The sequence below is a fragment of the Rhodopseudomonas sp. G2_2311 genome (assembly GCF_047501505.1).
Taxonomy (GTDB): Bacteria; Pseudomonadota; Alphaproteobacteria; order Rhizobiales; family Xanthobacteraceae; genus Rhodopseudomonas; species Rhodopseudomonas palustris_H.
On the sequence record NZ_JAZDRK010000001.1, the window covers coordinates 90,783 to 110,963 of the forward strand.

Consider the following 20,181-nt stretch of genomic DNA (forward strand, 5'->3'; position numbering starts at 1 on the left):
TATGTCATCTCCCGACATACTAAGAAGAATTAATTCAGCCCGTGATTCTTGCAAACATCGCAGTTAGTTCGCGCTCCGCGGCATCGTAAGTCACCCCAGTCGACCCTCCAAGACTACGCTTGTTACCCGAACCGATTGGCTCGCTCCAAGCCTTCCAATCATAAAGAGTAGATGTAGTCTGATCCCAAGTGACGAAGAAACGTCGCTTTCGTTGCTCGCACTTCCAATGGACCCGGTGCGGTGAAACCGAACATTCCCATCTTGGAGTTGTCTGCAGCTTTGCCAACGCGCCGGATATCTCATTAGCCGATTGATAGCGGGATGAGGTGTCGTCATGGAGCATGGTTCGGATGAACGTTCTCCAGCTCTTCGGAACATGGGGCAGCCAAGGAAGATGTCTGGCAAATCCTCCCCTTCCGACGACATGTCGAGGCTGAGGCAGTCGAGAGTACCATTCTTGGCCGTGGATCAGCCTGTAGAGAGTCATACCTAAGGCCCAAACGTCCGTCTTAACGCTGGTGCCGCCGCCATTAATCACTTCGGGTGCTAAATGGTCACTGTACCCAGCCTGTGATGCGTATCCGAGAACAATGTTGTCGGTGACTAGCCCAAAATCTCCTAGTTGCGCAGCCCCATGTCGGTTGAGCAAAATGTTAGCCGGCTTGATATCTCTATGTAGAAGATTTCTCGCGTGAAGTGCTGCTAATCCCATGGCAACTTGAGTCGCATACCTCCGGACTTCCGCGAGAGTCATGGGCCCTAGTTCGAATTTCTTCTGAAGGCATCCCCCTGGACAATAGTCCATTACAAGGTGGACAGCATCACTTGTGGCGCTTTCCAGCAAAGCATGCACTTTGACGACGTTAGGATGCTCTGCGCGACTAAGTCGCTGGCCTTCTGCAAGAAGCCCATTCTTTCGAGCCGACCAGTCTCCATCGGTTTCGCCAGTGTCCTTCGTGAATATCTTCACAGCCACAGGTCCGTGAACATCGTCTGAGCCGAGATGGACCTCGCCAAAGTGACCGTTGCCAATTTTGGGTCCGATTCGAAGGTTTGAGATTAAGGTCACTGGTCTTTCCGCGCATCGATCAACATCATTGCAGCTTCCCTGCTGCCATTACGCAATTTCACGCCTTGAATTTCTTTCGCCCAAAAACCATCATCTTTCAAATACTCATCGACTTTTCGGTCGCCGAAAGTCCTGCTAATCGTCGCCTTCGACTTAACCTGAGTTGTGGTAACTGCAGCCGAGGCCGCAATGACGACTCCACGCAATTCCGCCGATTCAAGTAGCGCCTTCGTGGCGGTTTGCTTTTGTGCAACAGCACTTTCTTTGACGATTGTCCGTTTGATCCCATTCTCCCGGATGTAGTTCGAAAATTGCTGCGAGATCACAGCAAGAGCCTCGGGTCTCTCACCCCTCTGAAGTGAAAGCGTTTGATCGCTTTGAAGGGTCAAAGGCTCGCTCGCATCCCCGACTTCGGCGTCAACGAAAATCACCTTGTCGCCGGATACGACTACCCCCAGCCAACGCTCTTTCATCGTGTTCCTGCTCTCAATGGGAATCGGTCCAGGATAATATCAGGGCGGGAAAATGATCAGAAGTGCGTCAGAAAAGTTGTGCCATACTGGGAAGAGCTGCCCGTATGTGGCCCCGATCGGAGCTTGGCAAAGCAACCTCGAAGCGGAATCGCTCCTAACCTATTGAAATGTCATGGTGAGCGCGGAGGGACTCGAACCCTCGACCCCATGATTAAAAGTCACGTGCTCTACCGGCTGAGCTACGCGCTCACGTGAGGCGCTGTGTAGGGGGCGGGGCCGGCGGGGTCAATACCCGCGGTAGCGGCGCCAGCCGCAGCCAAAGCCGAATTGGCTCAAGCCCACAGATATTTATCCAATCTTCCTCGTGCAACCAATCAGCTGGCGCGCACGGCCGCGACGCGCGGTTACGCATCGCGGTGAAGCTCGGAGGCGACCTTCTGCGGCGCCGGGATCGGGGTCGGCAGCGCGACGGGGCGCAGGCCGATCAATTCGGCGGTCCGCACCGCGGTCGCGGTCCACCAGCCGAACTGGTTGATTCGCGAGTTCTCCAAAATCGCGATCGCCACCGCCGCCAGGAACGGCAGGCTCTGCAGCACCAGGACGCCGGCGAAGATGTAGATCTCGGTGATCTGAATGTTGCTGTTGGAGACCACCAGGATCCCGGCGCCGATCAGCAGCAGCAAGCCGATCACCGCCTCCCAGAACGCCTGGAATTCCACCGACATCATCGTCAAGCCGCCCTTGGAGGTGCGGGCAAAGGCGAGGTGCTCGGTGATCAGGCCTTGGGCGACGGCGCGGGACACGGTCCATTGCACTGACATCGCCGCGATCATCGCCCCCAGCATCTGCGGCACGCCGATCTTCACCCGCAGCCGGTACAGCACCAGGAAGTGCGCCAGCGTGACGATGAATGAGGCGATGATTGGCAGGGTGAGGATCTTGTCGGGAATCGCGATGTCGGCGAACGCGACGATCGGCACCCAGATCAGGTTGAGGATCGCCACCACCACGCCGAGGCTTTCGGCGCCGAGCCAGTTCAGCCAGCCAAGGCCGAATTCGCGGCGCTGGTCGCGGGAGAGGCGGCTGTTGCCGGGCAGGAACCGGCGCCAGTGCTTCTTGATGATCTGGAAGCCGCCATAGGCCCAGCGATGGCGCTGCTTCTTGAACGCCTCATAGGTGTCCGGCAGCAGGCCGTAGCCGTAGCGGGTGTTGGTGTAGTGGGTGAGCCAGCCGTGCTCCATGATCTCGAGGCCGAGATCGGAGTCCTCGCAGATGGTGTCGCTCGACCAGCCGCCGGCCATGTCCATCGCGGCGCGGCGGATCAGGCACATCGTGCCGTGCACGATGATGCCGTTGTACTCGTTGCGCTGGACCATGCCGATGTCGAAGAACCCGGCATATTCGCCGTTCATGATGTAGTGCATCAGCGAGCGGTCGCCGTCGCGATGCTCCTGCGGCGCCTGCACCAGGCCGACCCGCGGATCGTCGAACGCGGGAACGAGGTCCTTCAACCAGTCCGGCGTCACCACATAGTCGGCGTCGATGATGCCGATGATCTCGGCATCGACCGCGGTGCGCTCCATCGCGATCCGCAGCGCGCCGGCTTTGAAGCCTTTGACCTTTTCGGCGTTGATGAACTTGAAGCGCTCGCCGAGCTCGCGGCAGTGATCCTGGATCGGCTGGGTAAAGGCCGGATCCGGCGTGTTGTTGATGATCACCACGACTTCGAAGTTCGGGTAATCGAGCCGCGCCAGCGCATCCAGCGTCTGCTTCAGCATCTCCGGCGGCTCGAAATACGCCGGGACGTGGATCGAGACCTTGGGGAAGGTCACCGGTTCGCCCTTGGCGAGCGCGGCGGCGCGCTTGGCTTCTTGGGCGTCGGTGAGGGCGCGGGTGATCAGGCGGCGCGGCTTGCGACCGAAGGCGACCGCGGAGATTTCCTCGATCCGGGCGAGGGCGATGGCTACCAGCGGCACCAGCAGGATCATGCCGAGCGTCAGCGCGAAGGCCGAGCCGAACAAAAAGTAATGTCCGTTCCAATAGGCGAACACCGTCGCGGCCCAGGCCCCGGCGCCATGGGCGGCCGCCGACAGGAGCAGCGTCTGCATCGCGGTCGGCGCGGCGAGCTGCAGGATCGGCAGCGATAGCAGGATGCCGACCAGCAGCGCGATGCCGGCAAGCTTCCAGTAGTTCGGATCGACCACCGGGCCGGTCCAGGCGAACTTCGGCTGGCGCGATGCGTCGAGGAAGCCCCAATACGGACCGACGCCACCTTCGAAGAACTTCCAGGGCTGATCGATCGCTTCAACGATGTTGTATTCCATGCCGATCGAGTCGGCGCGGCTGACGAAATTGCGCAGCGTCACCGCTTGCTCGAACTGACCGGGCACCGCGGCCTTGCGGTTATAGCCCGCGCTCGGCCAGCCGAATTCGGCAATCACGATGCGCTTGCCGGGGAAGGCCTCGCGCAGCTTCTGATAGATGATCATCGCCTGATCGACCGCCTGCTTGGCGGAGAAGCCTTCCCAGTATGGCAGGACGTGCGCGGCGATGAAGTCGACCGAGGAGGCGAGCTCGGGATGCTCGAGCCAGATGTTCCAGATTTCGCCAGAGGTGACCGGCGCTTTGACCTGAGACTTCACGCGCTGGATCAGCCGGGTCAGGCGGCGGACGTTGTTTTCGGCCGTGGCCCAGCGCACTGCTTCGTCGCGCTTGTCGGCCGGCTGGGCTTCGGCGTCGCGGACCCGCTGGTTCTCTTCGGCGACCAGCCGGTAGCGCTCTTCCTCGCTCAGCCCGAGATTTTCCAGCGGGATCTGATCGCCGCGATACACCGTTTCGTTGCCGACCACGATGCCGCTGACATTGGCGTTGTGCTTGGCGAGGTCGATCGCGGCCTGGATCTCGCGCTCGTTGCGGGTGACGTCCTTGTCGATCCAGGCGCCGACATTGACCTTCAGGCCGAACTCGTTGGCGATCGGCGGCACCATCTCGGGACCGCCGGTCGACGAATACAGACGGATGGCGCGGGTCTGCGCCGACAGCTTCTTCAGGTCGGAGCGGATCCGCTCGGCGGTTGGGAAGTTGTCGACGTCCGGATGGCCGGAGCCATCGAACGGCGCGTAGGACACGCTCGGGAGCATGCCGGTGAAGTCGGCGGCTTGTTGTTTCTCCCGAAGGAGGCCCCAGAGCCCGGCGTGAGCGGCGGTGACGAAAAGCAGAACGGCGACGACAGCGCGCATCGCGACTAAACCATAAGGGGCCAGTTTGGCAGGTGGACTAACCCGTCCCCGAGGTCTGTCCACATCGTGGGCGCATCACTGTACGGATGCGCCCCGTGTCCAAGCAACTCGGCCGACCCCATGGCGAATTGAGGGCGTCCGGCGACCAAACCCGAGAAAATCCCGAACGTTCCAGCGCGCCGCGGAGTTATTTCGCAGGTGCGGGAGCTGGAGCCGCCGGTTGCTGCGGGGCAGGCGCTTGCGCCGGCTTGGCGGCCGGACCGGGAGGCGTTGCGGCCGCCGCGGCAGGCTGCTGCTGGGCGGTCGGATTGATCCAGCATGCGTGCACGCGTCCGCTGAGGCTGTCGGGAGCTTTCGGGTCGATAGGACCAGATCGCACGACACACCTGAATGCCGCCTGAATGTGACCCGTCGGGCAGCCGAAGCGATCGTACATATCAAGGTGACGGAATGCGGTGTCGAGGTCGTCGCGCCACATCAGCACCACGACGCGGCGGCCGAGCCAGACGCATTCGGGATTGCCGGCGGGGCCGTTGATCGCCTGCGCAGCCTCGGCGAATTCGTCGGTCTTCTTCTGGCTTTCCTTGAGCGCGTCGGCAGTTGACTGAGCCGGCTGATTGTTGGCGGCCGCCGGCGGCTTCTGCGTCTGATCCTGGGCGCGCAGATCGCCGCTCTGGGCGATCGCGCCGCCGACGCCGACCGACAGAGCAAGACCGCTCACGGCCAGGCAACGCAGCATCGCGTTCTGGAACTCAAGGAATACTCGTCGCATCGTGTCCCCGATCTCGTTGCCGGGCCATCGCGGCGCCGGTCCATCCACCTGATGCCGCTTGAATTCGTCGCCGATAGGGCGTGGCCCTCGGCAGAATCCCATGACGGACATTTTTGATTTTGTCCAGCAATGGCAGTTCGTCCTTCGGTGCATGGCGACGAATTGATGGCGGAAGAACGTCTGTTGTCGTGGCGGCTGAACGGCGCAGTGCACAAGGCGGCCTTGGCAGATCGGTCGCGAGCGGCTAATCGACGGGACCCTTTTGCAACGGACGGAATCGAAATCCTTGCGCACGCCGCTGTTGTTGATCCCGATCTCGTTGGCCATGATCTTCGGTGTGTGGTGGTGGATCGCCACGCCGATCACGCTCGAACGAGCGCCGATCGAAGCCAACTCCAAACTGGAATGCGTCTCGTACGCGCCGTTCCGCGGCGCGCAGACGCCGCTCGATCCGACGACGCATATCGACGCCGAGCAGATCGCGCAGGATATGGCGCAGCTCGCCAAGATCTCGAAGTGCGTTCGTACCTATTCGATCGATAACGGCCTCGACCAGCTTCCGCCGCTTGCCGCCAAGGTCGGGCTGAAGGTGCTGCAGGGCATCTGGCTGTCGAACGACCGCTCGAAGAACCTTGCGCAGATCGCAACCGCGGTCGGACTCACCAAAGCCTATCCGGACGTGATCACAGGTCTGGTGGTCGGCAACGAAGTCTTGCTTCGCGGCGAGATGACGACGGCGGATCTGGCTGCGACCATTCGGTTGGTGAAGGCGCAGGCCAAGGTGCCGGTGACCTATGCGGACGTCTGGGAATACTGGCTGCGTAACCGCGAGATCTACGACGCGGTCGATTTCGTCACGATCCATATCCTGCCGTACTGGGAGGACATGCCGGTCCGCGCCCGCTACGCTGCGAACCACGTCGACGCGATCCGCAAGCAGGTCGCGGTCGCGTTCCCGGGCAAGGAAATCCTGATCGGCGAAACCGGATGGCCGAGCGCCGGCCGGATGCGCGAAGGCGCGTTGCCGTCGCGCGCCAACCAGGCGCGGGTGGTTTCGGAGATCCTCGCTCTCGCCAAGGCGGAGAACTTCCGCGTCAATCTGATCGAAGCCTACGACCAGCCTTGGAAGCGCGACCTCGAAGGCACCGTCGGCGGTTACTGGGGCCTGATCGACGCCGACAACCGCGCCGAGAAGTATCCGGCGGGTGTGCCGATCAGCAACTTCCCGTATTGGAAGCTCGACGCGGCCGCTGGCATGACGCTGAGCGTTCTGGTGTTCCTCACCGCAATCCTGACGCTGCGTCGGCGCCCATGGGCACCGCGGCTGATCTCCTGGCTGGCGGTCGGCACGTCCGCGACGGTTGCCGGCGTTCTGCTCGGTATCGCGGTCGACAAGCTGCTGGTCGAAAGCTACGGCGTCGGACGCTGGGCGCAGTGGAGTCTGCTGCTCGCCAGCGGCATTTTGACGCCGATCCTTGGCGCGCATGCGCTGATGTCCGGCCGGCCGCTTCCGACTTTCCTGGATCTGTTCGGGCCGCGCGAAGACCGGTCGCACTCGTTTGCGACCTGGGCGCTTGGTCTGGCTGTGGTGGTCACCGTGCTGATCGGCGCACAGACCGCGCTCGGCTTCACCTTCGATCCGCGCTACCGCGACTTCCCGTTCGCGTCGCTGACGATGGCGGTGGTGCCGCTGTTCCTGCTGATGCTGCTGAACCGGCCGCAGCAGGGGCTCCGACCGATCGCCGAAGCCTCGTTCGCCGGCCTGTTCGCCGTCTGCGCGCTGTACACGGTGTTCAACGAAGGGCCGAAAAACTGGCAGTCGCTGTGGACCTGCGCAGTTTACGCGATGCTCGCGCTCACGCTGTGGCGGGCGCGGGTCGCGCAAAGCCCAAAATAAGCAGCCCGATCGCGATCCCGGACAGGCCGATATTGTAGAGCACGATGCCGAGGCCGGCGCAGATCACGCCGCCGGTGAGGAGCACGATCGACGGTCGGATGAAGTGCAGCGCCGCGATCACCAACGCCGCGATGCCGAACACCGAATTCTGAAACAGATACGTCATCAGCAATCGGGCTTTGCACAGCATCGAGCGCAATCCGGCGTCGCAAGCCAAGGCCACGGTCGACAACTCGATCGCGAGGTAGCGCAGGTACAGCGCGTAGCCGACGGTCAAGAAACCGACGATCAGCAGGAATTGCACCTGATACGGAGTAAGGCGGAACGGCTTTTTCTTCATAGCGTGATTATGCTGCGCTTCGAGAGGGAGAACAAGCTGACGCGGCGCTCGTGACCGAGGCCGCCCCAGGCTTTTAGCGGATGCCGAGGATCGATGACAGGGTGGCTGGCCGCGGCGGCGGAGGTGCATCCTGCGCTGGTGCCGGCGGAGGCGGCGGCGGTTCGGGCTGCTGCAGTGTCACGCGCTCGCGATGCCGGCGCACCGGGCGTTGCGGCGCCGGTTGGGGCGCGCTCGCAGGCGCCACCATCGGCAGGCGCTGGCCATCATAGACCGACGCTTCACAGGTCCGGTCCGCGCTGCCGAGCGCAGCACAGACCTTCGCCGCCGCGGCGGCGTCAGCGATCGGACCGGCGACCAGCCGCAACTGGGTGGCGTTGCCGTTTTCCTTGATCATGATGATCGGCTGCAGGCCCTTGAGCGCCTTCTGGGTCTTCGACAGCTTGCGCCACAACCCGCGCAGCCCCTCGACGGTATTGGCAGCACCGAGGTCGACGCCGAAGTCAGTGCGCGGCGCCGGCGTCTCGGCGGCAGCCTCGGCGTCCTCGTTGGTCTCTTCCGGCGACGTCGCCGCCTTCGGCTCGAGCAGCTTGGTCGCGCCGGGATCGGGCGGTGCCAGGATCGACCGCGACGGCATCAACGGCGTGGTCGAAATCATCGCCGCCGTCGTTTGCGCGGCCGGCCGCTCCGGCGGGGCCGGCTCCAGCCGCGGCTTGTCGAGCCGAGATCTTTCCTGAGGTTTTTCCGCCACCGCCTTGTCGTCCGACAGTTTTTTCGCCTCAACAGCAGCAGGAGCTTGGGCCACGGTCGGCTCTTCCGGCTTGGCCGGAGCGGGTGTCATTGCAGCCGCTGCAGCGACCGCAGGAGATGACGCCGGAGCGGCCCCGTTGGAGGCAGGCTCGATCGCACCCAGCTTCTTGGCAGGCGCGGCGGGCGTATTCGGCTTGGTTTCGACCGGAGCGACCGGCGGCGCAGGTGGGGGCGTCTCTTTGGTGGGGATCTCCGGCAGGGTCGCGGCCGGTCCCCAACGGTCCATCGGATTGTCGGCCGCGGGTGAGTGCGGCTTGCTGCCGCCCGCCTGCACCCGCGCGATCGAGCCTGTAACCGAGTCCAGGCCCTGTTCGAGCGTGCCGACGCGCGCATACAGCCGGTCGCGGTCTGTGTTCAGCGACTCGATCGCCGCGGTCAGCCGGCTGGTCGCTGTCTGCGTGTCCTTGGCGAGGCGCTGGATCATCTGCGACTGCTGGGCGACATCCGCCGCCGCCGTCTGCTCGCGGCGCCGGTCGGTGACGTTCTGGACGGCCATGATGGCGAGCACGACCGCGCCGAGCGAGGCGATTGCCCACGAACCCAGGCGCCACTTGTCCTGGGTGTTGAGCTCTTCTTCATCTGCCAGCAGCCGGGTCAGCCAGCCGCCCGTTTCCTCGGTCGCGAAGCTGTCTGCCAGATCGTCGGTTTTTCTGGCCATCGGATGGTCTCAAAGCCTTGAAGCGCGCAACGCGAATCAGATGCCCAACATTATCAGGGAATTGCCGTTTTCAGGTGGGCCGCGCTTGCCGCCGGAGCCGCAAACCCGTTTCCCCTTCGTGGCAAAACCCTTTATGAGGGCCGCATCACCAGACCATGGATGTTGGAATGACTGCCAGAAACAGCCTGACGATCGTGCTTGCCGCGGGCGAGGGCACGCGGATGCGATCTTCGCTGCCGAAGGTACTGAACCCGGTCGCCGGCCGCTCGCTGCTTTCCCACGTGCTGAGCGCGGCGCCGCATGGCGACCGCGATCGGCTCGCGGTGGTGATCGGTCCGGATCATCAGGCGGTCGGCGACGAGGCCAAACGTGTCCGCTCTGACGCGGCCATCCATATCCAGGCGCAGCGACTCGGGACCGCCCATGCGGTGCTGGCGGCTCGCGAGGCGATCGCCCAGGGCGCCGACGATCTGCTGATCGCGTTCGGCGACACCCCGCTGATCTCGGCCGAGACGTTCGCCCGCCTGCGCGAGCCATTGCACAACGGTTCCTCTCTGGTGGTGCTCGGTTTCCGTGCGGCCGATCCGACCGGCTACGGCCGTCTGGCGGTCCAGGACGGCAAGCTGACAGCGATCCGCGAGCAGGCGGATGCCAGCGCCGATGAACTGAAGATCACGCTGTGCAACGCCGGCGTGATGGCGATCGACGGCAAGATCGCGCTCGACGTGCTCGACAAGATCGGCAACGCCAACGCCAAGGGCGAGTACTACCTGACCGACGCGGTCGGGATCGTTCGCGATCTCGGCCTGACCGCCAGCGTGATCGAAACCAGCGAGGACGAGGTTCGCGGCATCAACACCAAGGCGCAGCTCGCCGAGGCCGAGACCGTGATGCAGACCCGCCTGCGCCAGGCTGCGATGGCGGCCGGCGTGACGCTGATCGCGCCGGACACCGTGTATCTCGCCGCTGACACGACGTTCGGCAAGGATGTGGTAATCGAGCCGTTCGTAGTGATCGGCCCCGGCGTGTCGATTGCCGATGGCGCGGTGATCCATTCGTTCTCGCACCTTTCCGAAGCAAAGATCGGCAGCAAGGCGCAGGTCGGTCCCTATGCACGATTGCGGCCGGGAACGTCGCTCGGCGATGGCGCCAAAATCGGTAATTTCGTCGAGACCAAAGCCGCGCAGATCGACGCCGGCGCCAAGGTCAATCACCTAACCTATATCGGTGATGCCCACATCGGCGCGTCGGCCAACATCGGTGCCGGCACTATCACCTGCAATTACGATGGTTTCGACAAGCACAAGACCGAGATCGGGGCGGGCGCTTTCATCGGCTCGAATTCGTCGCTCGTCGCGCCGGTCAAGATCGGCACCGGCGCCTACATCGGGTCCGGTTCGGTGATCACCAAGGACGTGCCGGATGATGCGCTGGCAGTCGAGCGCAACGTGCAGACCGCCAAGGACGGCTGGGCCAAGCGCTTCCGGGACGCCAAGTCACGGCATCGCAAGCCGAAGGCGCATTGAAGCCTCCGGTTTGGCTTAACCTTGTGTCAAATCGCAATAATTGTTGACTACCAAGGCTTTCACAGAAGCCGCTAGAAGTCGGGAGCGTCGGCAGGTCGGCCGGCGAACTGGGGATTATTCAACCGCATGTGCGGCATCATCGGAATTCTGGGACGTGGACCGGTTGCTGAGCAACTGGTCGATTCGCTGAAGCGGCTCGAGTACCGCGGCTATGACTCGGCCGGGGTCGCAACGCTCGAAGACGGCCAACTTGTGCGCCGCCGGGCCGAAGGCAAGTTGAAGAATCTCGAAGCGGTTTTGCAGCGTCAGCCGCTGGCCGGCCATGTCGGGATCGGCCACACCCGCTGGGCGACCCACGGCAAGCCCAATGAGGCCAATGCGCACCCGCATGCGGCGTCTGGCGTCGCGGTCGTGCATAACGGCATCATCGAGAACTTCCGCGAGCTGCGTGACGAGCTCGAAGGCGGCGGTGCGACCTTCGCCAGCGAGACCGACACCGAAGTGGTGGCGCATCTGGTCAACTCGTTTCTGGCCAAGGGGCTGTCGCCGCAGGACGCGGTGAAGGCTGCGCTGCCGCGGCTGCGCGGCGCATTCGCGCTGGCCTTCGTTTTCAAGGGCTATGACGATCTGATGATCGGCGCCCGCAAGGGCTCGCCGCTGGCGATCGGCTATGGCGACGGCGAGATGTATCTCGGTTCGGATGCGATCGCGCTGGCGCCGCTCACCGATGACATCAGCTATCTCGACGACGGCGACTGGGTGGTGCTGACCCACACCAGCGCCGAAGTCCGCGATGCCAAGGGCGACGTCGTCAAGCGCGACGTGATGAAGTCGGGCGCCTCGTCGTTCGTGGTCGATAAGGCGAACTATCGCCACTTCATGGCCAAGGAAATCCACGAGCAGCCGGAAGTCGTCGGCCACACGCTGGCGCGCTATCTCGACATGGCGAGCGAGCGGATCGCGCTGCCGATGAAGCTGCCGTTCGACTTCAAGGACGTGCAGCATCTGTCGATCACCGCCTGCGGCACGGCGAACTACGCCGGCTACGTCGCCAAGTACTGGTTCGAGCGCTTTGCGCGGCTGCCGGTCGAGATCGATATCGCGTCGGAATTCCGCTACCGCGAAGCGCCACTGCGCAGCGGCGATCTGGCGATTTTCATCTCGCAGTCGGGCGAAACCGCCGACACGCTGGCGGCGCTGCGCTATGCCAAGGAGCAAGGGCTGCACACGCTGTCGGTGGTCAACGTGCCGACCTCGACCATCGCCCGCGAGAGCGAGGTGGTGATGCCGACCCTGGCGGGCCCCGAGATCGGCGTCGCCTCGACCAAGGCGTTCACTTGCCAGCTCACGGCGCTGGCGGCGCTGGCGATCGCGGCGGGACGAGCGCGCGGCACCTTGACCGATGACGACGAAGCCAAGCTGGTGCACGGCCTGATCGAATTGCCGCGGCTGATGGCGGCGGCTCTGACCCACGAGCCGCAAATCGAACGGCTGGCGCGCGACATCTCCAAAGCCCAGGACGTGCTCTATCTCGGCCGCGGCACGTCGTATCCGCTGGCGCTGGAAGGCGCGCTGAAGCTGAAGGAAATCTCCTACATCCACGCCGAAGGCTACGCCGCCGGCGAGCTGAAGCACGGCCCGATCGCACTGATCGACGAGAAGATGCCGGTGGTGGTGATCGCGCCGTACGACCGGGTGTTTGAGAAGACCGTCTCCAACATGCAGGAGGTCGCGGCCCGCGGCGGTCGGATTATCCTGATGACCGACGCCAAGGGCGCCGAGGAGGCGACCGTCGAGTCGATGGTGACGATCGTGATGCCGGACATGCCTTCGGCGTTCACCCCGATGGTCTATGCCATCCCGGTGCAACTGCTCGCCTACCACACCGCCGTGGTGATGGGCACCGACGTCGACCAGCCGCGCAATCTGGCGAAGTCGGTCACGGTGGAATAGGGCGTTCACACGCCCATCGGCCCCTCGGCGCGAAACGTTCGCAGCACTCTGCCGAGGCATCCGGCAAGTTGTCGCGGCCGGCTGGCTGTCCACACCCGGCCGGTTGTTGGCGGCTGCGGGAGCCCTTATATCTGGCGGCGTTGGCAGAACGCCGAAGTGGCGCGATCGAGCCTGGCCGGGTCGGATCGATCGCTTATCCCCAGGGCGCTCTGCTACAGTGAACCTCGCGTCGGGGCTTCGGCCGCGACATCCGTAGCACCGACCTGGACTGCCGATGACCGACCAGCTTCCGACCCCGACCGGTGATCTTCCGCCGGACCCGCCGCGCGGCGTGATGGGGCGTCTCCGTAATTACTTCCTGACCGGCCTGATCGTCGCGGGCCCGGTCGCGATCACGTTCTACCTGACCTGGTGGTTCGTGAACTGGGTCGATGGCTTCGTGCGTCCGCTGGTTCCACCGGACTATCGCCCGGAGACCTATCTGCCGTTCGCGGTGCCGGGCTCCGGCCTTGTCGTCGCGTTCGTCGCGCTGACGCTGCTCGGTTTCCTCACCGCCAACCTGATCGGCCGCAGCCTGGTCGATCTCGGCGAGCGTCTGCTCGGCCGGATGCCGGTGGTGCGGGCGATCTACCGTGGCCTGAAGCAGGTGTTCGAGACGCTGTTCTCGGGCAACGGCAACAGCCTGCGGAAAGTTGGCCTGGTCGAGTTCCCTCAGCCGGGGATGTGGTCGATCGTGCTGATCTCGCTGCCGCCGAACCAGGAAGTCGCGACCAAGATCCCGAGCCAGGACGAGCACATCTCGGTGTTCCTGCCGTGCGCGCCGAACCCGACCACCGGCTTCTTCTTCTACGTCCCGCGCAGCAAAGTGATCCCGGTGGACATGAGCGCCGAGGAGGCCGCGACGCTGATCATGTCGGCGGGCGTGGTGCAGCCGGGTTCCGATCCGCAGAAGAAGATCGCGGCGCTGGCGGCGACCGCGCTGGCCGCGAAGAAGGTCCGCGAACCCGGCGAGCCGGAATCGGCGTTCTCGCGCCGCCGCGTGAACAAGGCGCCCGACAAGGTCGATTAGTTCGGCCACGGTGCGGCTGAGGCCGTTCGCAATCATCATTCACGTTCGTCATTCCGGGACGCCGCTCAGCGGCGGGCCCGGAATCCATAATCACCAACGCGGATGATGATTTGCGGGGGGCATCGCCGGGTGTCAGTCGCTAGGCCAGGGGCTATGGATTCTGGGTTCGCGCTGCGCGCGCCCCGGAATGACGATCACTTCTAACCCGCCCCCAATAGTGGGATCGCTTCGTCGCGTTCGTAGAGATACAGCAGGCAGCGCAGCGCCTCGCCGGACGGGCCTTCGAGCTTGGGGTTGTCTTTCAGGATCCGCAGCGCTTCGTCGCGCGCCTGGGTGATCAGCTGGGCATGGACTTCGGAGCGCGCAATCCGGTAGCCGGGCAGGCCGCTCTGCCGTGTGCCGAGCACATCGCCTTCGCCGCGCAGCTTGAGGTCTTCCTCGGCGATCCGGAAACCGTCGGTGGTGTCGCGGATCACACGCAGCCGTGCCCCCGACAGCTCACCCAGCGGCTCGCGATACAGCAGCAGGCACGTCGACGCCTCAGCTCCGCGGCCCACCCGGCCGCGCAGTTGATGCAATTGTGCCAGACCGAACCGTTCGGCGTTTTCGATCACCATGATGGTGGCTTCGGGCACGTCGACACCGACTTCGACCACCGTGGTGGCGACCAGCACGCTGATCTCGCCGCGCGCGAACTGGCCCATCACCAGGTCCTTGTCGCTGCCGCGCATCCGTCCATGCACCAAGCCGACCTGATGATCGCCGAAGCGTTGCCGCAGCGACTCGAAGCGTTGCTCGGCGTCGGTGAGTTTGACGTTCTCGGATTCCTCGACCAGCGGGCAGATCCAGTAAACCCGCTTGCCGGCGGCAATCGCGCGACCGATGCCGTCGATCACTTCCGGCAGCCGGGTATCGGACAGCGTGCGAGTGTCGATCGGTTGGCGGCCGGCGGGCTTTTCGCGGAGTTCCGACACGTCCATGTCGCCGAAGTAGGTCAGCACCAGCGTGCGCGGGATCGGCGTTGCGCTGAGCACCAGCACGTCGACATCGGCGCCCTTGCTGGTCAGCGCCAGCCGCTCGCGCACGCCGAAACGGTGCTGTTCATCGACAACCGCCAGCGCCAGAGATTTGTAGATCACGTCGTCCTGGATCAGCGCGTGAGTGCCGACCAGAAAATCGATCTCGCCGGCGGCGAGCCGCTCCACGATCTCGCGGCGTTCCTTGCCTTTCTCGCGGCCGGTCAGGATCGCGACCTGCATCCCGGCGCGTTCGGCCAGCGGCGCGATGGTCTTAATGTGCTGACGGGCGAGGATTTCGGTCGGCGCCATCAGCGCCGCCTGCTTGCCGGCTTCGGCGACCGCCGCTGCGGCCAGCAGCGCCACCACGGTCTTGCCGCTTCCGACGTCGCCCTGCAGCAGTCGCAGCATCCGCACCGGCTGGCGTAGATCTTCGGCGATCGCCGCGGCGGCCTGCTGCTGCGAATTGGTCAGCGCGTAGGGTAGCGCGTCGATGATCTTGTGGCGCAGGCGGCCGTTGCCGGCGTTGCGGCTGCCGGCCGGGCGGCGGAGCTGCGCCCGCACCAGCGCCAGCGCCAGCTGGCCGGCGAGCAGTTCGTCGTAGGCGAGCCGCGACCAATACGGCCCATCGGGCAGAATGTCGGTCGGCTGATCCGGGATGTGGACGTGCTTCAGCGCTTCGGCGAACGACGGAAACCGGCAGCGCCGCAGCACCTCGGGGCTGATCCATTCCGGCAGCGCCGGCAGCTTGGTCAGCGCCTGCGCCACCGCCCGGCGCAGTGATCCGATCGCCAGCCCCTCGGTCAGCGGATACACCGGATCGATCTGCGGCAGCTTGGCGAAGGCCTCTTCGTCGACGACACGGTCCGGGTGCACGATCTGCAGCGTGCCGTCGTAGAGCTGGCCGGTGCCGGAGACGTAGCGCTTGGCGCCGACCGGCAGCAGCTTCTGCACATAGTCCGGCTTGGCGCGGAAGAACGTCAGCACCACGTCGCCGGTGTCGTCGCTGGCATAGACCAGATACGGCGCGCGGGAGCGGCCCGGCGGCGGCGCACGGTGGCGATCGACCGTCACCTCCAGCGTCACCACCGTTCCCGGCACGGCGTCGCGAATCTTCGGCCGGGCCCGCCGGTCGATCACGCTGCTCGGCAGATGCAGCAGCAGATCGGCCAGTCGCGGGGTATCGTCGCGATCCAGCAGATAGCGGAACAGCTTGTCCTGTTTCGGTCCGACGCCGGTCAGGCTGGTGACCGGGGCGAACAGCGGATTGAGCAGAGCAGGGCGCATCGAACCAAGCGGGTGGATGGGCGGTTGCCCGCAGGGTTGGCTGCATTTGCGGCCGATTGCAATGCGCCAGTGCGGGCTGACAGCGTCGATCCCGGTCGCTATATCAGGGCCGCCCGGCACGTCCGGGCTTTTGGCGTTGAGGTGGATTTCGACATGACGGGCACCACACGGTCGAGCGGCGGGCTCGACGACCGCCGCAAGCGGCTTCTGTTCCGCTGCTGGCATCGCGGCACACGCGAGATGGATCTGATTCTCGGCCAGTTCGCCGACGCCGAGATCGGTACGCTGTCGGAGGCCGAGCTCGACGAGCTCGAACGGCTGATCGAGGTCAACGACCACGATCTGTACGCCGCGGTCGCCGGCGGCGACACGCTGCCGGCCGAGTTCAAGGGCGGGCTGTTCGAACGGATCAAGACCTACGGCCATCAGGACGGCGCCGTATGAAGACTCCGAGCAGGTCGCCGGCGGAACAGCTTACGCCCGGCAAGGCGTTGACCTTCGCCAACGTCGCCGAAGGCGCCGAGGGGCTGATCATCGCCGATCTGGCCCGCGCGGTCGCGGCCAAGCCGAAGGCGCCCGCTGTCAGCCTGACGGTGATCTGCCGCGATGGTCCGCGGATGCAGCAGCTGGCGCGCAGCCTGGAGTTCTTCGCGCCCGATCTGGAAGTGCTGCAGTTTCCGGCCTGGGACTGTCAGCCTTATGACCGGGTTTCGCCGCATGCCGGCATCCTGGCGCAGCGCGTCACCACGCTGGCGAAGCTGTCGCGCCTGACCGGCAGCGACAAGCCGCTGATCGTGCTGACCACGGTCAACGCCGCCGTGCAGCGGGTACCGGTGCGCGAGATCATCGCCGCGCAGGCGCTGTCGGTGGCGCCCGGCAACGTCGTGCCGATGGATTCGATCGTCGCCTGGCTCGAACACAATGGCTACAGCCGCGCCTCCACGGTGCGCGAAGCCGGCGAATACGCGGTCCGCGGCGGCATCCTCGATCTGTTTCCGGCCGGCCTCGACCAGCCGGTGCGGTTCGACTTCTTCGGCGACCAGCTCGAATCGATCCGCACCTTCGACGCCGAGACCCAGCGCACGCTGCACACCATGCGCGGCCTGGACCTGGTGCCGGTGTCGGAATTCCAGCTCGTCACCGAGACCATCCGCCGCTTCCGCATGGGCTACGTTGCCGCGTTCGGCGCGCCGCATCCGGACGACCAGCTGTACGCCGCGGTCAGCGAAGGCCGCCGCCATCCCGGCATGGAGCACTGGCTGCCGCTGTTCCAGGAGCGGATGGACACGCTGTTCGATTACCTGAAGGGAACGCCGGTCGCGATCGAGCCGCAGAGCGAAGACGCCGCGCGCGAGCGCTTCAGGCAGATTGCCGACTACTACGACGCCCGGCGCGAAGCGATGGAGCAGCCCGGCTCCGGCGCGATCTATAAGCCGCTGCCGCCGGATCGGCTGTATCTCACCGACAGCGAGTGGACCGCGCGGCTCGAAGGCGTTGCCCTGGCGCGGCTGACGCCGTTCGCGCTGCCGGACGACACCAGCGACGTGATCGATGCCGGTGCCCGTGCCGGCCGCAACTTCGCGCCGGAGCGCGCGGACGCCAACGTCAACGTGTTCGAGACGCTGGTGGCGCACGTCTATGCGCTGCAGGCTGCGCGCAAGAAGGTGGTAATCGCGCTGTGGAGCGAAGGCTCGCGCGACCGCATGGCGAGCATGCTGAAGGACCACAAGCTGGTCGCGCTCACCAGCGTCAATTCCTGGCGCACCGTGCAGGCGACGCCGCGCAACGAAACCATGCTGGCGGTGGTCGGCCTGGAGTCCGGCTTCGAGACCGACGCCTTTGCGGTGATCACCGAGCAGGATGTGCTCGGCGACCGCCTGGTGCGGCAGCGCAAGGCCAGCAAGAAGCTCGACAACTTCATCTCCGAAGTCACCAGCCTGTCGACCGGCGACATCGTGGTACATGTCGAGCACGGCATCGGCCGGTTCGTCGGCCTGCAGACGCTCGAAGTCGGCGGCGCGCCGCACGATTGCGTCGAACTTCACTACGCCAATGACACCAAGCTGTTCCTGCCGGTCGAGAACATCGAACTGCTGTCGCGCTACGGCTCCGACGGCACCACGGTCGAACTCGACAAGCTCGGCGGCTCCGGCTGGCAGGCGCGCAAGGCCAAGCTGAAGAACCGTATCCGGCAGATCGCCGGCGAACTGATCAAGGTCGCGGCCGAACGGCACTTGCGCGAGGCGCCGAAGCTGCCGATCCAGCCGCAGCTTTACGACGAATTCTGTGCGCGCTTCCCCTACGACGAAACCGAGGACCAGCTCGCCGCGATCAACGCGGCACTCGGCGATCTGGAGAAGGGCACGCCGATGGACCGCCTGGTCTGCGGCGACGTCGGTTTCGGCAAGACCGAGGTGGCGCTGCGCGCGGCGTTCGCGGTGGCGCTCGACGGCAAGCAGGTTGCGGTCGTGGTCCCGACCACGCTACTGGCGCGCCAGCACGCCAAGACCTTCACCGAACGCTTCCGTGGCTTCCCGGTGAATGTCGGCCAAGCCTCGCGGCTGGTTTCGACCAAGGAGCTGTCGCAGGTCAAGAAGGGCATCGCCGACGGCGCGCTCGACATCGTCGTCGGCACCCATGCGCTGCTCGGCAAGTCGATCAAGTTCAAGGATCTCGGCCTCGTCATCGTTGACGAGGAGCAGCACTTCGGCGTGACCCATAAGGAGAAGCTGAAGCAGCTTCGCTCCGAGGTTCACGTGCTGACGCTGAGCGCGACGCCGATCCCGCGCACGCTGCAGCTCGCGATGACCGGCGTGCGCGACCTGTCGATTATTGCTTCGCCGCCGGTCGACCGCCTCGCGGTGCGAACCTTCGTGGCGCCGCATGATCCGTTGATGATCCGCGAGGCGCTGCTGCGCGAGCGCTATCGCGGCGGTCAGGCTTTCTACGTCGTGCCGCGGATCGACGATCTCGCCGAGGTGAAGGACTTCCTCGACAAGCACGTGCCGGAGATGAAGGTCGCGGTCGCGCACGGCCAGATGCCGCCGGCGGTGATCGAGGACATCATGTCGGCGTTCTACGACGGCAAGTTCGACATCCTGCTGTCGACCACGATCGTCGAATCCGGTCTCGACATTCCGAACGCGAACACGCTGATCGTGCATCGCGCCGACATGTTTGGCTTGGCGCAATTGTATCAGCTCCGCGGCCGCGTCGGCCGGTCGAAGCTACGCGCCTACGCGCTGTTCACGCTGCCGCAGCACAACATCACCGCGCAGGCGGAGCGCCGGCTCAAGGTGCTGCAATCGCTGGAAACGCTCGGCGCCGGCTTCCAGCTCGCCTCGCACGACCTCGACATCCGCGGCGCCGGCAATCTGCTCGGCGAGGAACAGTCCGGCCACATCAAGGAAGTCGGCTTCGAGCTGTATCAGCAGATGCTGGAGGAGGCGATCACCAACCTCAAGGCCGGCATCGTCGACGAGCCGGTCGCCGACCGCTGGTCGCCGCAGATCACCATTGGCATGCCGGTGCTGATCCCGGAGGAGTTCGTCGCCGATCTGGCGGTGCGGCTGTCGCTGTATCGCCGGCTCGCCGATCTCGACACCGACGAGGAGATCGAGAACTTTGCCGCCGAGCTGCGCGACCGGTTCGGTCCGCTGCCGGACGAGGTGCGCTATCTGTTCAAGGTGGCGGCGATCAAGGCGTATTGCCGCCGCGCCAATGTCGAGAAGGTCGACGCCGGTCCGAAGGGCGTCGTCATCAGCTTCCGCGACAACGCCTTCGCGCAGCCGGACAAGCTGGTGTTCTTCATCAAGCGCCACGGCGAAGCCGCCAAGGTGCGGCCCGACATGAAGGTGGTGTTCTTCCAAGTCTGGGAGACGCCCGAAGAACGGCTGATGGGGACGACCGATATCCTCAAGCAGCTCGCCGACCTCGCCGAGAACCGCAAGGCGGCGTGATCTTTCGCCGCCGCGTCATTGCGAGGCGCGCAGCGCCGAAGCAATCCAAAAGCTCCGTACACCGGCCTGTGGATTGCTTCGCTGCGCTCGCAATGACGGGGATCGTCTTGGCTGGA

13 protein-coding genes and 1 tRNA gene are annotated in these 20,181 nt (G+C 64.8%); 6 read left to right on the top strand and 8 right to left on the bottom strand.

Features of this window, described 5'->3' with window-relative positions:
• Positions 1-34 precede the first annotated feature (34 nt).
• The 5 genes from VRZ08_RS00410 to VRZ08_RS00430 form a co-directional block, all read right to left on the bottom strand.
• The gene (locus tag VRZ08_RS00410; RefSeq protein WP_264073455.1) at positions 35-1,069 is read right to left on the bottom strand and encodes a serine/threonine-protein kinase; all 1,035 of its coding nucleotides are present in this window, start codon (positions 1,067-1,069) and stop codon (positions 35-37) included.
• Positions 1,066-1,542, bottom strand: a complete 477-nt coding sequence (locus VRZ08_RS00415) for a hypothetical protein (RefSeq protein ID WP_264073456.1) — start codon at positions 1,540-1,542, stop codon at positions 1,066-1,068. Before VRZ08_RS00415 ends, VRZ08_RS00410 begins: the two co-directional genes overlap by 4 nt.
• 173 nt (positions 1,543-1,715) lie before the next feature.
• Positions 1,716-1,791, bottom strand: a tRNA-Lys gene (locus VRZ08_RS00420).
• A gap of 155 nt (positions 1,792-1,946) precedes the next feature.
• A complete protein-coding gene (locus VRZ08_RS00425) occupies positions 1,947-4,781 on the bottom strand; it encodes a glycosyltransferase (protein WP_414531223.1) in 2,835 nt (944 codons plus the stop codon).
• A gap of 187 nt (positions 4,782-4,968) precedes the next feature.
• Positions 4,969-5,553, bottom strand: coding sequence for a beta-1-3, beta-1-6-glucan biosynthesis protein (locus tag VRZ08_RS00430; RefSeq protein WP_107346595.1), 585 nt, complete (start codon positions 5,551-5,553; stop codon positions 4,969-4,971).
• Between the two features lie 325 nt (positions 5,554-5,878).
• Between VRZ08_RS00430 and VRZ08_RS00435 the strand changes: the two genes are divergently transcribed.
• Entirely contained in the window at positions 5,879-7,450 is a 1,572-nt protein-coding gene (locus VRZ08_RS00435; protein WP_414531224.1) for a beta-(1-6) glucans synthase, read from the top strand.
• Here VRZ08_RS00435 and VRZ08_RS00440 read toward each other — a convergent pair.
• Positions 7,410-7,790 carry a hypothetical protein gene (locus VRZ08_RS00440; protein ID WP_107344588.1) on the bottom strand — a complete coding sequence of 127 codons (381 nt, stop codon included), beginning with the start codon at positions 7,788-7,790 and terminating at the stop codon, positions 7,410-7,412. The genes VRZ08_RS00435 and VRZ08_RS00440 overlap by 41 nt on opposite strands.
• Before the next feature lie 73 nt (positions 7,791-7,863).
• Positions 7,864-9,255, bottom strand: a complete 1,392-nt coding sequence (locus VRZ08_RS00445; RefSeq protein ID WP_414531225.1) for an SPOR domain-containing protein — start codon at positions 9,253-9,255, stop codon at positions 7,864-7,866.
• Between the two features lie 167 nt (positions 9,256-9,422).
• Here VRZ08_RS00445 and glmU point away from each other — a divergent pair, with 167 nt between their 5' ends.
• From glmU to VRZ08_RS00460, 3 genes are all read left to right on the top strand, one after another.
• Entirely contained in the window at positions 9,423-10,781 is a 1,359-nt protein-coding gene (gene glmU / locus VRZ08_RS00450; RefSeq protein WP_414531226.1) for a bifunctional UDP-N-acetylglucosamine diphosphorylase/glucosamine-1-phosphate N-acetyltransferase GlmU, read from the top strand.
• 126 nt (positions 10,782-10,907) lie between these two features.
• The gene (glmS, locus tag VRZ08_RS00455; protein WP_408018922.1) at positions 10,908-12,734 is read left to right on the top strand and encodes a glutamine--fructose-6-phosphate transaminase (isomerizing); all 1,827 of its coding nucleotides are present in this window, start codon (positions 10,908-10,910) and stop codon (positions 12,732-12,734) included.
• 274 nt (positions 12,735-13,008) lie between these two features.
• Positions 13,009-13,803: a DUF502 domain-containing protein gene (locus tag VRZ08_RS00460; RefSeq protein WP_346294625.1), complete on the top strand. Its 795-nt coding sequence runs from the start codon at positions 13,009-13,011 to the stop codon at positions 13,801-13,803.
• A gap of 200 nt (positions 13,804-14,003) precedes the next feature.
• Here the strand turns inward: VRZ08_RS00460 and recG are convergent, their stop codons facing one another.
• Positions 14,004-16,106: an ATP-dependent DNA helicase RecG gene (gene recG / locus VRZ08_RS00465; RefSeq protein ID WP_414531227.1), complete on the bottom strand. Its 2,103-nt coding sequence runs from the start codon at positions 16,104-16,106 to the stop codon at positions 14,004-14,006.
• Between the two features lie 153 nt (positions 16,107-16,259).
• On the opposite strand from recG, the gene VRZ08_RS00470 reads away from it, so the two are divergent.
• Both VRZ08_RS00470 and mfd read left to right on the top strand, forming a co-directional pair.
• On the top strand, positions 16,260-16,550 hold the full coding sequence (locus VRZ08_RS00470) for a succinate dehydrogenase assembly factor 2 (RefSeq protein ID WP_013502545.1): 291 nt from the start codon (positions 16,260-16,262) through the stop codon (positions 16,548-16,550).
• Positions 16,547-20,065, top strand: a complete 3,519-nt coding sequence (mfd, locus tag VRZ08_RS00475) for a transcription-repair coupling factor (protein ID WP_414531228.1) — start codon at positions 16,547-16,549, stop codon at positions 20,063-20,065. Before VRZ08_RS00470 ends, mfd begins: the two co-directional genes overlap by 4 nt.
• The last annotated feature ends 116 nt before the right edge of the window (positions 20,066-20,181 follow it).